Source organism: Thalassoglobus sp. JC818 (genome assembly GCF_040717535.1).
In the GTDB taxonomy this organism is placed as follows: Bacteria; Planctomycetota; Planctomycetia; order Planctomycetales; family Planctomycetaceae; genus Thalassoglobus.
In genome coordinates, this window is record NZ_JBFEFI010000003.1 from 549,374 (window position 1) to 563,750 (window position 14,377).

Sequence of the window (14,377 nt, forward strand, 5' to 3'; positions counted from 1 at the left end):
TCGACCCTGTTTAAGATTGGGCTGGGCTGTCTAATCCGCGTTCTTTGCGGACCGCCAGCACCTCCTGATAGACCTGATCCACAAGTTTTGTGTTCAGACTGATCGAATTGTACTGAATGACATTCACGATGAGATTGGCGAGGAGAGTCGTCAATGCCAGTGTGAAATGGATCTTGTCAGCGTAATCCATTTGCGTGTTCGAAGCGGGATCGGCAATCGCACCGAAGGCTCCGGTCGTCAGAATGAGAATCAGGCAGAGCATCATCCCCGGGAGGGCTTGATACTTCAGCTGAATGTTTCGTCGACGGGCAGCTTCGTTGAAGTGGTACGCATCGCTCGTTTCCTGAATCCAGCGACCTGTGCCCATGAAGTAGGTCAACACGATCGCGTGTACGAGCAACGCGAAGGATGCTGCTGCGAGAGCAAACAGGAAGTGAATCGAGACATGCTGGCGAGCGATTTCAGAGAGTGAGCCAGCGTCCTCAATTCGCCAGCCGAGAAAGAAGGTGACGAAGAGCGCACTGTTGCCCAGTAATGCGAGAAACAAAAAAATCTGGTTCACGAAAGTTCTCCAAAGGGGCACCTGCATTTCGAATGTTGAAATAATCAGGCGATTCACTCGCGGTCTGCTCGACAGGTGATCGATCCGTCCGGATGGATTTCAACAACGATCACCATGGGACAACAGCAGACCGGGCAATCTTCGACATACTCCTGATTCTGTCCCTGACTGACATCGATCGGAATCAGAATCTCTTCGCCGCAGCTGGCACAAAGATAAGTTGCTTCATCGTCCATCATGTCCCTCCCGAGACGGAAAGAGCATCATAGTCACTCATTGAGATTGCGATAGCAGTCTGCTCTCACGGGCTGCGTTTTCTCCGGTGAGAGAGAGCAATTATTGATTCTGGAACTTTCGGTACTGATCAGCGATCTGCTGTTCGATGCTCTCGTGAAGTCCGCCCTGAAAGAGATTCATGTGGTCACGACCTTTAAAGAGGATCACTTCCGCATCACTTCCGAGTCCATCGAGTGTTTCGTCGAGGAGAACAGTCGCCCCTTCGAGGTAGAAATTATCAACGTCACCCATCAAGACGTGGATCTTTCCGTTGAGATGCGGACCCAGCTCGGACCAGTTCTCTTTCAAGATGAGGCTGATGTCATACTTCTTCCAAGTCTCCGCGACGGAAGTGTCTATTTCGCCAGTCTTTCGGTCCCAAAGCGGGGCCGGTTTGCCATCGTCCCCACGTGGACTGAAGACCGCTTCGAAGCTGTGAAGCTGTCCGCCGGGGCCGAGCACGTCTTCCATATCTGAAAAGTCGTTGTACCAGATCAGGATTTGATCTCTCATGCGGGCGAGCGGACGCCGTTTTCCGTAGGTGTCCGTGAACATATTCTCCCCCGGTTGATAGAGGTTGATCCGCTGGAAATCGCGGAAGTCGACCGGGTCAGGCGACGTGCTCCAGACACCTCCAAACACTTCCGGATAAGCGACTTGCAGCCACAGTGAACTCCAGCCTCCAGAAGAATGGCCCGTCAGAAAACGGCCATACTCGCGTGCATCGGTTCGAAATTGACGATCGATTTCCGGAATGAGCTCTTCGACCAGAGCATCTCCCCAAGGTCCGTTGTTTTCGGAGTTTGCAAAGACATGGTGACCGAGGGGGCACTCCGGATCGAGCATCACTTTGATGAAAGAAACGTCCTCGGAGTTGGTTGGAGGCGCGAGCAGGCGATTCCATCCATAGCGATAGGTTCCCCCAAACCCCGGAATTTCGTAGATGACCGGATAGCGTTTGTTGGGCTTCTGATCGTAATCCTGTGGAACGACGACTGATGCCTTCAGTGAGACGGGGCGTTGATGGAAGTCGCTGACCAGTTTGGAGTTGAGTTCGACGATGTGGACGCGGTCGGTTTTCTCAACTTCCACGTCAGGATTGATTTGATTGACCGTCAGCGAGGTGACTTTGTCTTCGGCAACTGCAGAAACGTCGCTGTGAGCGTTGCCCGGACCGGTTCCGACAGTCCGCTCCCAAGGGTTCAGCCGAACGACCGCCTGTGCGGTTTGGCCGACGAGGGACGACAAATCGACATCACGAGGGAACCTGAGAAGCCCGGGCGTTTGTTGAGTCAGAGTGATCGTTTTTTCAGGTGTCCAGTTTGAAACATCCAGAGAAATGATCGGTTCCGGCCGAAACCAGTTCGGTCCATTTCTAGGCTCTGACTGACCTGCAGTGAAGAAGACGTAGACCCGTCCGGAAAAATTCTCGACTCCGAGGTTCGGATCGAGCTTGATTTGAATTTCCTGGGTGCGGGCTGCATCGGGCCACAGGAGGAAGAGCCCGGAGATCGCGATTAAGCATAGAACCAGTCGAGAGATACGACGCATGGAGTTCGTTTCCATTGGGGATGAAAATCCGTCTCTGGAGCAGTAACGAACTTCGTCGCTGTCCAGCTACGTTCAGAAATTCTCAAAATTCCTGTCAGAATTGACGAACCTTTCCAGGTGGGAATGAGTCACAAAGCGTAGAAGAAAGTATACACCTTCGCACGGGACTCGTCTTTCTTTCGAGCCCTCGAGCAAGTACTCTTTCACCACTGCTGATGATCATCTCGTTCGATGTACTCGTCGGCGAGTTATTCTGTTTATGTGTTTTCCAGAGACTGCGACACGTTCGCAGGAGGTGCAATTATGACACAGCACATCACCACAACCGGCAATCAAGTCCACGGAACCACTGGCAACGTCCATGTGCAAGCCGTTACAGCCGTACGTGAAGAGTGTGTCGTCGTACGCACCGATTCAGGAAAACGGCTATCCAAACGCCCCAAGGACTGGTCTCGCTTTTATCGAAGCGACGACGGGTCCGAGTGTTCCATTCAACGCTCACAGATTGGGGAAGCTTGTCGTTTTGCCGGGGCACTCCCGGCACCCGCGTGGGCGGCGATCTCAATGTCCCGAATGTCGGACATGCCGAGGTCGACCTCGCGGAGCATGAATGCCAGTAGCTCGATTTCCTTATGAGGATGAGTTGAACCCTCGCCGGATTCGTTCCGGCGGAATTTGTTCAGCCGTTTCTCATCGGCCTGTGATTGGAAATCAGCCTGAGCGGTCCATGTGACCTTTCAGACTTGAAGCCAATTGCTGTCCGTCCGGAAAACTGTCGTCGACTCATTCACGAGCCTGTGTTCGAGAATGGGACATCCAACAGCTCTTCGGAATGGCAATCTCCCACTGTTGTTCACCTCAGCGAGTGCCCCAGCCTCCGCTATTCGGAGTTATGGACATTCGTTGACGCCGTGGGTCGACTCACTCTGTGTTCTCGCAGACCGGACAGATCGGAAAACTGCGTCGACCATCCTTCTTCAATCCGAGTGTTAATCGCTCATTCACCCTTAACGGACTCCCGAGCACAGATGACTCGTGTGGGGAGCCAATACAGATAGGAAGTAATCATGGAAATCGTCACAGCCAAAGTACAGGTCCCGCACATGCTGAAATCATGGCGACTCGTACGACGATATGAACGCGCTTCCTTTAAGAGAGAGCGCGATATCAACAAAAGGTTCGACATCTTCTACTAACAAACACGAGAGACTCTCCAACTGTTGTCTGTTCAAACGGACCGACCGGAAAGTCTCATGACGCACCCATATGATGGGGAGGCGATAAATGACCGAGACGTTGAGATTGGATTTGGTGACCCGCGCCCAAACGGGCGATCGCGATGCCTTCGGAGAACTCGTTCAAGAGTATCAGGGGATTGTTTTCGCAATCATCTTTCGTCGATTGCGAAACCATTCCGAAGCTCTTGAAGTGACTCAGGAAGTCTTCATGCGAGCTCTTCGAAAGATCGATCAGCTTCGTGAACCTGAACGATTTGAAGGATGGTTGAAGCGCATCGCGGTGCGAATGGCGATTAATCGAGCTGTTCGTCGACCGAAGGAAACCATGCAGACTCCCGAAGCTTTCGGTGGGTTGACTGGTTCCCGACAGGCACCGATCGAGGATGTATTGAAATCTGAACAGGCCGGACAGGTTCGTTCTGGCTTGTGTCAGCTGCGACCCATGGATCGGGAAACGCTGTTGGCGTTCTACTTTGAGGGTCAAACCTTGAAGGAGATGAGCGAACGGTTCTCGAGTCCAATCGGAACGATCAAGAGACGGTTGCACACAGCCAGAAATCGTTTGAAGGAAGCGCTGTGTGATTTACAACCTGCGTAGAGGAATCGAGAGTGTGTTGCCCGATTAAGTCCTGCTCTTTCGGGCGCGCACCTTGATTCTGACGCGAGTCATGTCAAAGAGAAAAGCCCGTCGAACTAAGTTCGGCGGGCTCTTTTTGTTTTCAGGTCGTGCTTTCGAAGACAGGCAGCAATTGTTTGTATGAAGCGGTTAATCCAAACGCTCTATCTATAACCGCAATTCTGAGTTATTGATTCTAATGCTGCGACTACGAGCAGCCGGTTCGCGGCAGCATTTCCCACTCTTCGCGAACTTTGCGAAGTCCTTCTGAACAGAGTTCAAACTCCTGGCTCAGTCTTCTAAGAACTCCCGAGCGCGGTTCTTCAGGTTCACCAGAGAGTTGGCTGGCCAGGTAATAAGATCGCTTTCCCTGGGCCTGATAGTCGATCATCGCATCTTTGCGATCGAGGGACTTCAGTCGCTTGAGCCCTTCGGGGTAAACGCCGGTCCAGAACAGCGTGAAGTCTCCAATGTGCCGGTGAATTTCCGCTTTCGGTTTGGAAGTACACTGCTCTGCTTCCATCATCATCTCGGCCACTTCTTCGAGCCGCCTTCCGACGACATCGCGAACCTTAAAGATGACATCCACTCGAGTGAACCGAACAAGCATGTCGGAGAGATAATCGATCAGCGGGGGATCTGCGACGCCAAACTCGACTTGAAAAGTCTGCTCGGTGACCGCAGCAAAGAGGTTTCGCAACTGATCACTACCGGAAAGTACACGTGGCATTGTGTTCCTCCTCTACCGTAATTCGTCGGATTCGACTCCCGTAACAGGTCGGTGTTTCAGCGAGGCGTGAATCGTTTCGAGGTGAAATCGTTAGCATTTCTGACGAAATCGACCAAGCTCAATTCTTCGGAGTTGTCTGCTCAGCCCAGAATTGTACGTCTCGTGTTCCGCGCGGTGGCAATTATTGCCGAGAGAAACATCATTTCTGAACACATCAACAACATTGCATCTTGACCTGCCATAAGTGTTTGCGCCATCGATTTCATCCAGCGAGACGTTACAACCCGCAGTGTTTCGTTGAAGCGGTCAATCCGAAAGCAGCACGATGATTGCGCAGATCCCTTTTCTCGTTCGACAGGCATTCCTCAGTTCTCCCACTCGTTCGACGATATCAAAGTGGGGATTTCAAGTTTTTGTTTGAGATGACATTCCTGCCTCCATAGAATCAAGAACGTGTTGCTCTTGCCTGTGCATTCGCATTGGTCTGTTTGAAATGGATTTCACCCTGTTCATTGGTGCAGACACGGGAAAACTGTTTCCAAACCAGCACTCAATGTTGTCATGAAGAGCCGGTATCAGCATCGACAGCTCGTTATGAAAAAACTCCTTCTGCAAAGCTGCACTCCGTTCCGAAGAAATGGCCGTCGATCAGCCAAAGCGGAACGCGTGCATGGCTCTCATTCGATGACAGGGTTTCTCTTCATCCTGTTTCTGGGTGGCGTATTCTCTCTGTTCGCCGAGCAAGTTTCCGCTGACGTGATTCGACTGAAGTCTGGCGGCGAAGTTCGAGGCCTGCTGAGTGAAGGACAAGCGGACGAGGCAGAACCCATTTCGATTCGCTCGCTGAGCGGCGCACAGATTCTCATCGATCGTGACGACATCGATTTCGTCGAACGGCGTTCGGCTGTCCTCGAAGAATACGAAACTCGAGTTCGTGAACTCGATGGTTCCGTCGAAGCACACTGGCAGCTTGCCGAGTGGAGTCGAAGCCATTTGCTGAATGAAAAGCGAGAGGAACAACTGCTGTCGATCGTCAGCATTGATCCCGAACATGCGGAAGCCCGGCGAATTCTCGGCCATCAAAAGCATCGTGGTCAGTGGATGACTGAAGATGAGATCATGTCTGATCGCGGGTATGTGAAGTACCAGAACAAATGGATGACGCCTCAGGAACTCGCGTTGATCAAAACGGATGTCAAACAGCGAGAAGCTGAGATTCAGTGGTATCCGAAAATCCGTGTCTGGCTCAGCTGGCTCACCGGGTCTGATCCGCAGCGTCAGCGTAAGAGCCTTGAGTTGTTTGCTGAGATTACAGATCCCGATTCGATTCCCGCTCTGCGAAAGATGATGGAGCCCGACGAGAACACAAACGTCCGCTTGCTGTACGTTGACGTTCTCGGACAGATCGCTGGCTCGTCAGCGATCCCTGCTCTTGTCGATCGATACCTGTTTGATGATTACGAACCAGTCCGTCGAGCTGCGATGGATGTGATCTTCAACTCAAAGTCAGACGCAGCAGTTTCGCTTCTGATTACCGCCCTCGGTCATCAATCCAATCTGATCGTTCGACGGGCTGCGAGAGGGCTCGAGACGATCGGCGATACGTCCGCTGTTCCAGCGTTGATTGACGCTCTCGTCACGACCCATCGTGTGACCTATTCGAAAACAGAAGTCGCAGGCAATGGATTCTCCATGTCTGGCGGACAGGTCTCGTTCTCAAACGGCAATCCCTACTCAACATGGTCGCCGGAACTTTATGCAGCTGCGATTACGGGACAGGTCAACGTTGAGCCGAGTCCGTATCTTCCTCGGACGACTCGAACGTTTGCAGTCAGCGTTCCAGTGAAGAATGCCGACGTCCTCGCTGCCCTGGAAACTCTGACCGGGCGTAACCTCGGTTTCAACGAACGCGACTGGTACGTCTGGTGGTCCGTTCACAAGAGCTAAGCTCACTCAACGGCTCGTTCTTACTTGCGTCGAGTTAGCACACTCAAGCGACTTCAGAGCGTCTAAGCAGATCCCTCAGGCGTAAACCGGGCTGACCTGAATCGCAAGCCATGTCTGGAATTGCTCTCCCGGATCGAGAATTTGCAGGCCGGTGTTGAGGTCCTGGCCATTCAGATTCATGGCATCCGTTACGCATGAATATGGCTCCAGACAGACGGCGTTGCGATCCTTTGGGGTGAAGATCACTGCTTCGCGGAAGACTCGTCCGTCGCACACCTGATTGATTTCGAGTCCACCCTTTTCGTCAACGACAGATGTGCGAACTGTTTCTCCGTCAGTTTCCCATCCGGTGTAAACGTTGTCGAAAGATCGCGTTCCAAAGGTGACAGCTCGCGGCCGATCGGCACTGGATTCCAGTGGCAGGCGACGTCCGGTCGGCAGGCTCTCTTCGAGTTCCCACTCTTCATGAACATCGACACCGAACGTGCAGTCTTCGGGTTGGCTGTTCGACGACAGCGGGAGCCGGAAATAGGCGTGTGTTCCCAGTCCCCAAGGGAGTGCTGTCTGTGAGGGATTCTCAATTCGGAATTGAGTCTCGAGCCGATTCTCCGCGACTCGATACCGCACACTCAAAATGAAGTCGGCCGGCCAGCACGCAGCCCGTTGAGGATCATCGATGGAAAGTTGGAACTGCCCGGTGACTGAGTCTTCCGACTGTTCGACAACACGCCAGGGACGGTCGTAGCAAAACCCGTGAATCGCATTTGGATGTCCCGGAGAAAGCGGAACGTGGTAGTCCTTGCCTTCCCATTGAAACTGCCCAGCACGAACCCGGTTAGGAAACGGGAAGAGAACTGGAATTCCGAACGAACTTGGTCTCGGCGGATTGGTAAGAACATCCTCGGGAGAGTCGATGACCTGAATTGTCTCTCCGTTGAGATCGACCTGAAACTGGAAGCAGTTGAATCCAAGGTGAGGAGCAATACTGGCACGGGCGCCGCTTTGCTGATCATGGATCGTGATTGCGTTCGTCATGATTCGCCTGGACGTTCACGTCGAAATCCGAACAGCGTTACTTCACGCCTGGACCGGATTCCGCCTCTGATGTTCGAAAGATCCCCGGAGCAATCGCGTTGCGTTGTTCCTGCATCGGGAGTTGATCGGGATCGGCTTTGATGTCTGCGATTTTCTTCCATGGAGGCAGAAGTGTCACGCTCCAGGGAGCTTTGAAATTGTTTTCGATAAGATTCAACGGCTCTGGTTCGTGAAAGATGTACGTCGTTTCCTGGTTTCCAGAAGGGTCCCACAGCTTCACAGCTTGAGGCATGAATGTCTTTGGGTTGAGCATAATCTCTGCACGAGAGAATTCACGTCGCAGAGCAGCCACCATCGGAATCGCAACGATGTGGATTTGCGAATCCAGGCTGTGCTTCTTTCCGAATGTCATAGCGTAACGCTGTTTGACAGAGTCTGCCTTCATTCCGAAGAGAAACGGCATCGGGCCATCGGTGATTCGTTGACCGCGATACTCGGCGGGAATCTCCATCTTCGAATAAGTCTTCGGCTCGTGATCGAGTTCCAGAATCTCTTCGCCGGTGCAGATCCACGATTTGAGTTCGTCCGCCGAGACTTCGAAAGTGGTTCCGGAGACTTCGTGGGTCAACTTTTGGCCTGCTGGAAGCTTCTTACTGTATTCCACAATCTGTGGATCAGGATGAAAGTCCATACGGGCTTTGTCCGGAGCACCGAACCAGTACTGCCCAACAGCTCGTTTTTCCGTCAGAAAAACGTAGTCGTAGGTGTATCGGACAAATTGCCCTTTGAGCGATTTAATCCCCGCGGTCTTCTGTTCCCACGTCTGGAGAACAGGATTCATTTCTTCGGGGGTTTTCAAGTAGATCTGAGCGGATTGCCCTCCGCTTTGCGCATTCGGACCCTGTCTGGGGGTAGATGGGCCAGGGAGTTCCTGAGCGATGGCTGGAGAGACCAAAAGTGTTGAGAGAACGGCAAGGCTCTTCAGGTGAATTCTGAATTGAGAACCTGGGAGCGTCATGAGGAGTCCTTCCCTGAATTCTGGCGTCTGCAGTTGGGGTGTCGTGAAAAATCGACGCCGTGTCGCGCGGATCGTCCGCTCCGCCTTTCATCATGTTGGGCGGAATGCCGGAGGAGTCTATCCGCGAACGAGATCTCTGCAAAGGTCATTTCGGGCTGGCCAGAAACGGAAAAAATCCGCTTTCAACTCGATACTAATAGAAAACGGTTCATGAGAGAGTGAGTCCCCCATGAACCGCTATCATTCGAATCGAAGTCGACAACGGATTTTCCGCGGTCTCGACTTACCAGACCTACCAGTTCTTAGGATTCATGAACCACCACCAGCGGTCAGTCCGTGAATCAAACTCAAGGTTCCAACTTCCATCTTCCCAAGACAGTGTGGATTTTCTCCACCCCAGAGGAACTTGGGGATATGGGTAGTATGGACCGATGTACGGCCAGGCGCTGGCATCGTACTGGCTGGGATAAGTCACAGCCGAGTAGTTGTCATACTGAGCGTATGCTGGCCATGCGTTGCTTGGCATGTTTGGTGAATTGTAGACCTTGTGGCCCATTTGCTGGACGTTTCCAGGATTAGGACCGTAAGCCTGTGGTGCACCTTGAGGACCAGGGGCGTAGCCTTGAACCTGCTGAATTGGTGCTCCCTGAGGAGGACCGTAAGGCATCTGGCCAGGACCGCCAAATTGAGGTTGTCCAGGACCTGTTGGGCCAAACTGTGGTGCTCCACCTGGAGCGCCCGGTGCTGGCTGACCAGCAACTGTCAGGCGGTTCATGACCTGATGGACACCAGGCACGCTTGCAGCAGCCTGATGTGCTCGCATGGCCTGTTCTGGACCGTCAACTGTTCCGATCAGACTCGCGACACCGTTCTTGTAACGGATCTCGATGTCGTAACCGCTCATTCCAACAGAAGAAAGGGCACCAGCGATGTTCTGGGCGACTTCCTGATTGTTCTGTGCGCTTTGAGCGTACGAAACCGGTTGGACTTGAGATGGTGCCCCAGCTGGCTGTTGAGCCATTGCTGTCTGAGGCTGGCTGACTGGAGCAGCAGGAGTTGAACCCATCAGGCTCAACTGGTTTTGAACGTTTTGAACACCGTCAACGCGTCCAACGATTCGTGACACAGCTGCTCGCTGTGCTTCGTCTTTAATCTGTCCGCTGATTGTTGCCGTTCCGGACTCGAACTGAATGGCAACGTCTTTGTGTACGAGGTTTGCTCTCTTTAGAGATTTCGCAATCTCTTCGGCAACGCGCTGATTCTCGGTCTTCGAAGAACCTTCTGCCGGTGACGAGGCTTGCTCTGCACTGGATTGAGGTTGCAAAAGATCGAATGGGCCAGCAACTGAAACGGTCGGGATTGCTGCCAACAATCCGAGACTCAGCGCCCATTTCCTTGGCAGAAGCATGGACTCACTCCTTTAGGTTTTGAGTGTTCCGCGACCGTTTCCCTCTTGGAAGCGGCACGTCCGGTTGTTCCGGTGCGGACTCGATCGAATGATAGTTATTCCACTCATCGGACTCGTTGGGGCGCTGAGTTCAATTATTCTGGTTATTTCGTGGAGAAAGACATTTTTGATCGAGAACACAGGGAAACTGGAACTTTTCACTCAAGTTCAAACAGGAGAGGTTGAGCCAATTGGCAGAGAATGGGCAGATACGCATTTGTATGAGGTCATTCGCACTCGCAAGTGACGAATGGATCACACGGCGCGGGCAGAAGGATTTCACGAATTCGGCTGAAACCGATCGAGATCAGGTCGATTCTGCCGGACTTTCGACATTCTGGTTCTGAACCCACTCAATCGCTTCTCGAACCAGATGGGCCATTTTGGGATGCGAGGGCTCCATGCAGGGAGAAAGATCAAACTGCCGCAGCCGTTCAGAAGCTGTCGGGCCAATACTCGCGTGCGGAACTTTTTTCGCAGCAGCGAACCAATCCTCTTCGAGATTCATTTCCTGGGCGACCTGAATGACGTGATTGATCTGCTGTGCACTGGTCCACATCAGTAGGTCGAATTCGTTGTTAATGAGCTTTCGCACCGATTCCTGCAGAGGACTCGTATCGTCGGGCAGAGTCCAACGATAAATCGAAACGGAAATGACTTCGGCACCTTGCGAAGTCAGCCACTCATGAAACTCGGTGTTTGCGACTCCATATTCCTGCACAGCAACCGTTTTCCCAGACAACTCAATACCCTGGCGAGACATTTCTTCTGCAAGATCGTGCCAGGTATTCGGCTCAGGTGCCCGCACAGCTGGTTGAAGTCGCAGTTTAGACAACACAGCGGCTGGTTTCGGTCCCCGCACAGCGATCAACGTCTTGCGGATTTCTTCCGTCAATTCATCTGTAGAAATTCGACTCGCCACAGCGTCGTAGAGGGCCTGAGTCCCCACTCCGGTCATGAAGACTGAGATATCGACTTCACCAGCGAGCAGCTTCTCGACATATAAGAGTGGTTCAGAATTCGATTCGAGCGGGACTTCCTGCATCGAAGGAGCCAGTGTCGGGATGCCGTTGAATCTTTCGATCAAGCGACGCATCTCGGGAGCGCGGCGGCTTTCAAATGCACAAACTCTGACTTTCGACGACATAATGCTCGACTCACAAACTTGAAACTTTGAACAGTCACACAGTTATAGACGATCCGACGCAATTGTTCGCATCCAATGATAGCTGCCAACATGCTGAAACACTCAAAGTCTTCAGCGAAGAGATCTGAGTTGGCAAATGCAGAACGCCCATCGAGCGAATTCGGTCGAACGCCATTTTCACTTTGTGTTCGACAGCCAACATGGATTTACGCCAGAGAGTCGCTTCAAGCATCTCGATCCAGCCAGTTCGCCCAGTCGCTGGATATTCGATCGTGAAGCGTGGTTGAATCTGTTTCTCTGCAGCGAGATGGCAGAGTGCAGTAGTACGAGAGCGGATTATTCGACGGCACGAAGCACGCTTTATGAAATAGTAAAAGCGAGTGAAAATGGCTGGGGGCGTGGGCGCTCGCCCGGAAGAACTCCAACGAGGAGAACCCCGGCCACACCCCCAGTCAGTGAACACTCGCTTTTACAATACGCCTATTGGCAATCCGCGTGCCACGCGAAGAAGTTCTCTCGTGGAAAGTCGTAGTTTCTTATGGTGAAAAGAGTTGCGCTGTTACGTTGGTCGTGAAGCGGTCTGCGCGATGCCACCAGATCGGGCATTGCTGCAGCGACGCTGCGTAAATGCGCATCAGCTTTGAGAGAAGAAGTGCGAGTGAAACTGGAACCTGCCGATCCCAAGCACCTTCAATGGTCGGTCGACAGGGTTTCTCACGAGCGAGCAACTCACTCTGGAAAGAATTGAGTGTAGGTCTCAGTGCGAGAGTCAAACGGGAGGTGAGCTATCGTTACGGCTTCACTTCCTCGACTTCCATGCCGAGCTGTCGCATCTTCCGATAGAGGTTGGACCGGTGCAGACCGAGGAACTCGGCGGCGTCGCTCATGTTCCCTTGCATCCTCTTGACTGCTCGCTTGATGTATTCGCGCTGAAACTTGTTCGTCGCATCGGCGAGTCCAACGCCATCGGAGAGATCTTCGTAGGGATCGTGTGAAGGGCTGAGGATGAAGGCGAGGTCTTCGACTTCGATTCGATCTCCCCCAGCGAGAAAGGCCACGCGCTCCATGAGATTTCGCAGCTCACGCACGTTGCCGGGCCAGCCGTGAATCCGCAGTCGCTTTTCTGCTTCCGGGGTGAATTCCAGAGTTCGACGTCCCGCGTCACTGCAGAATCGCTTGAGGAAGAAGTGGGCGAGCGTTGTGACATCTTCTGGACGCTCTCGAAGCGGAGGAATCTCCAGCGTGACCACACTTAAGCGGTAGTACAAATCCTGTCGAAACTTCTTCTGTGCCACCATGTTGGTGAGGTTCACGTTCGTCGCTGCGACAATCCTCACGTTGACGGGAATTTGCTGAGTTCCGCCGACACGCGTAATGACCTTTTGCTCCAGAACTCTCAAAAGTTTCGCCTGTCCGCCGAGGCTCATGTCTCCGATTTCATCGAGAAAGAGTGTCCCACCTTCGGCCAGTTCGAACTTTCCGATGTGAGTCGACTGTGCGTCGGTGAAGGCCCCTTTCTCGTGTCCAAAGAGTTCACTCTCAAGCAGTGACTCAGTCAGCGCAGCACAGTTCACTGCGACAAACGGTTTGGCGGCTCTGGGGCCATTGTGATGCAGTGCTTGAGCGGCGACTTCTTTTCCCGTCCCGCTTTCTCCGAGAATGAGAACGGGAAGCTCGGTCGCTGCGAGTCGGTCGATGGTCCCTCGAAGAGCGACAATCGATTCGTTCTCGCCGATGATCGTGACCCCGCTGGAGACACGTTCAGTGAGATTCTGGTTGCTGCGAACGAGGTTTTCGAGTTCCAGCGTGTTCTTGATTGCAATGGAAGTGTGGACAGCAAAGTCCTGAACGGCAATCAGGTCGTCATCTGTAAAATCGCCGTCGAGTTTGTTGATCAATTCGAAGGCGCCAATGCACTCCCCTTCCGCGTCAAAGAGCGGGACTGACAGCAGATTCCGTGTCTTGTATCCGGTTTGGCGGTCGACTGTTTGATCGAAACGAGAATCGGAGTAAGCGTTGTCAACGACGACGGGCGACTGCGATTCGATCGTTTCGCCGATAATCCCTTTGTTGTCGGGGAGAAAGAGTTTGCCGCCTTCAACACCCAATGCGGGACATGCGATGAGCATTCGCTGATTGCGATCCCAGATGAAGATACTCGCACGGTCGGCACCAAGCAGCCTCGAAGCTTCTTCAGCGATTCGTTCGAGGAGGTGTTGAGTGTCTGTTTCTCCAGCGAAAGTGTGGGCGAGTGCATTCGTGGCACGTAAGCGTTGAACGGTCTGCTGGGCTTTGTCGAACTTTGCGAGGTCGTTGATTCGCGAGCCGACAACTCTGGCGATCGCGAGTCCGTCGGTGAGTTGTGAAGGATCGAGTCGAACACCGGAGAATGCCAGGACATGTTGCTGCAACGATCCTGTTGCGACATACATGTGGGCATCTTCACCGCTTGGACGTGACCAGACTGCGGCATTCTGATCGACAACATCATTCAGGAGCGGACCGGGAAGCAGATCGATGGGTTCGCCGCGGGCTGCGATCGTTTCCCAGCCTTCTCTTCGTTCCAGAATGGAACAACGCGGGACGCCGAATTCGGCCGCGATGTCAGTCACGATCTCCGGCAGAGATTCAAGCTGTAAGATTCGCTCACACGCTCGAATCAGTGATGCGTGAGAATTGGACCGTTGAAGCCAGGGAAGATCTCTCCATTTGAGCCAAACCGATTCCTCCATGATGCACTCCGAACGACAGTCTAAGTAATCGCGTTAATCTGACGACGCCTCTCCGGCAAAGTAGATTATTTCGCGACA

12 protein-coding genes are annotated in these 14,377 nt (G+C 52.9%); 3 read left to right on the forward strand and 9 right to left on the reverse strand.

Translation table 11 applies throughout. The features are described 5' to 3' along the window. Window positions 1-10 precede the first annotated feature (10 nt). The 3 genes from AB1L42_RS10020 to AB1L42_RS10030 all read right to left on the reverse strand — a co-directional run bounded on the left by AB1L42_RS10020 (window position 11) and on the right by AB1L42_RS10030 (window position 2,389). On the reverse strand, window positions 11-562 hold the full coding sequence (locus tag AB1L42_RS10020; RefSeq protein ID WP_367054047.1) for a hypothetical protein: 552 nt from the start codon (window positions 560-562) through the stop codon (window positions 11-13). Between the two features lie 53 nt (window positions 563-615). Further along, window positions 616-801 (reverse strand): CPXCG motif-containing cysteine-rich protein, encoded by a 186-nt coding sequence (locus tag AB1L42_RS10025; RefSeq protein ID WP_367054050.1) that lies wholly within the window; start codon window positions 799-801, stop codon window positions 616-618. Between the two features lie 97 nt (window positions 802-898). Then, a complete protein-coding gene (locus AB1L42_RS10030) occupies window positions 899-2,389 on the reverse strand; it encodes an alpha/beta hydrolase-fold protein (RefSeq protein WP_367054053.1) in 1,491 nt (496 codons plus the stop codon). 303 nt (window positions 2,390-2,692) lie between these two features. Here AB1L42_RS10030 and AB1L42_RS10035 point away from each other — a divergent pair, with 303 nt between their 5' ends. Both AB1L42_RS10035 and AB1L42_RS10040 read left to right on the forward strand, forming a co-directional pair. After that, window positions 2,693-3,025, forward strand: coding sequence for a hypothetical protein (locus AB1L42_RS10035; RefSeq protein ID WP_367054056.1), 333 nt, complete (start codon window positions 2,693-2,695; stop codon window positions 3,023-3,025). Between the two features lie 648 nt (window positions 3,026-3,673). Further along, window positions 3,674-4,225: a sigma-70 family RNA polymerase sigma factor gene (locus tag AB1L42_RS10040; protein WP_146507405.1), complete on the forward strand. Its 552-nt coding sequence runs from the start codon at window positions 3,674-3,676 to the stop codon at window positions 4,223-4,225. Between the two features lie 226 nt (window positions 4,226-4,451). Here AB1L42_RS10040 and AB1L42_RS10045 read toward each other — a convergent pair whose 3' ends face one another. Continuing rightward, complete coding sequence (locus tag AB1L42_RS10045; protein WP_367054060.1) at window positions 4,452-4,973, reverse strand: hypothetical protein; 522 nt, start codon at window positions 4,971-4,973, stop codon at window positions 4,452-4,454. 594 nt (window positions 4,974-5,567) lie between these two features. Here AB1L42_RS10045 and AB1L42_RS10050 point away from each other — a divergent pair. Further along, window positions 5,568-6,920, forward strand: a complete 1,353-nt coding sequence (locus AB1L42_RS10050; RefSeq protein WP_367054063.1) for a HEAT repeat domain-containing protein — start codon at window positions 5,568-5,570, stop codon at window positions 6,918-6,920. Window positions 6,921-6,995: 75 nt separating this feature from the next. Here AB1L42_RS10050 and AB1L42_RS10055 read toward each other — a convergent pair whose 3' ends face one another. The 5 genes from AB1L42_RS10055 to AB1L42_RS10075 form a co-directional block, all read right to left on the reverse strand. Further along, window positions 6,996-7,955: an aldose 1-epimerase gene (locus AB1L42_RS10055; RefSeq protein ID WP_367054067.1), complete on the reverse strand. Its 960-nt coding sequence runs from the start codon at window positions 7,953-7,955 to the stop codon at window positions 6,996-6,998. A gap of 37 nt (window positions 7,956-7,992) precedes the next feature. Beyond that, entirely contained in the window at window positions 7,993-8,973 is a 981-nt protein-coding gene (locus AB1L42_RS10060) for a hypothetical protein (RefSeq protein WP_367054070.1), read from the reverse strand. 292 nt (window positions 8,974-9,265) lie between these two features. Continuing rightward, entirely contained in the window at window positions 9,266-10,381 is a 1,116-nt protein-coding gene (locus AB1L42_RS10065; protein ID WP_367054073.1) for a BON domain-containing protein, read from the reverse strand. 346 nt (window positions 10,382-10,727) lie between these two features. Continuing rightward, window positions 10,728-11,567 (reverse strand): uroporphyrinogen-III synthase, encoded by an 840-nt coding sequence (locus tag AB1L42_RS10070; protein ID WP_367054076.1) that lies wholly within the window; start codon window positions 11,565-11,567, stop codon window positions 10,728-10,730. Window positions 11,568-12,358: 791 nt separating this feature from the next. Then, entirely contained in the window at window positions 12,359-14,299 is a 1,941-nt protein-coding gene (locus tag AB1L42_RS10075) for a sigma-54-dependent Fis family transcriptional regulator (protein WP_367054079.1), read from the reverse strand. Between the last annotated feature and the right edge of the window lie 78 nt (window positions 14,300-14,377).

Coding starts and splice junctions, on each gene's coding strand:
- AB1L42_RS10030 (WP_367054053.1), bottom strand. CDS start 2,389: ATGCGTCGTATCTCTCGACTGGTTCTATGCTTAATCGCGATCTCCGGG.
- AB1L42_RS10055 (WP_367054067.1), bottom strand. CDS start 7,955: ATGACGAACGCAATCACGATCCATGATCAGCAAAGCGGCGCCCGTGCC.
- AB1L42_RS10035 (WP_367054056.1), top strand. CDS start 2,693: ATGACACAGCACATCACCACAACCGGCAATCAAGTCCACGGAACCACT.
- AB1L42_RS10060 (WP_367054070.1), bottom strand. CDS start 8,973: ATGACGCTCCCAGGTTCTCAATTCAGAATTCACCTGAAGAGCCTTGCC.
- AB1L42_RS10070 (WP_367054076.1), bottom strand. CDS start 11,567: ATGTCGTCGAAAGTCAGAGTTTGTGCATTTGAAAGCCGCCGCGCTCCC.
- AB1L42_RS10065 (WP_367054073.1), bottom strand. CDS start 10,381: ATGCTTCTGCCAAGGAAATGGGCGCTGAGTCTCGGATTGTTGGCAGCA.
- AB1L42_RS10025 (WP_367054050.1), bottom strand. CDS start 801: ATGATGGACGATGAAGCAACTTATCTTTGTGCCAGCTGCGGCGAAGAG.
- AB1L42_RS10075 (WP_367054079.1), bottom strand. CDS start 14,299: ATGGAGGAATCGGTTTGGCTCAAATGGAGAGATCTTCCCTGGCTTCAA.
- AB1L42_RS10040 (WP_146507405.1), top strand. CDS start 3,674: ATGACCGAGACGTTGAGATTGGATTTGGTGACCCGCGCCCAAACGGGC.
- AB1L42_RS10045 (WP_367054060.1), bottom strand. CDS start 4,973: ATGCCACGTGTACTTTCCGGTAGTGATCAGTTGCGAAACCTCTTTGCT.
- AB1L42_RS10050 (WP_367054063.1), top strand. CDS start 5,568: ATGAAAAAACTCCTTCTGCAAAGCTGCACTCCGTTCCGAAGAAATGGC.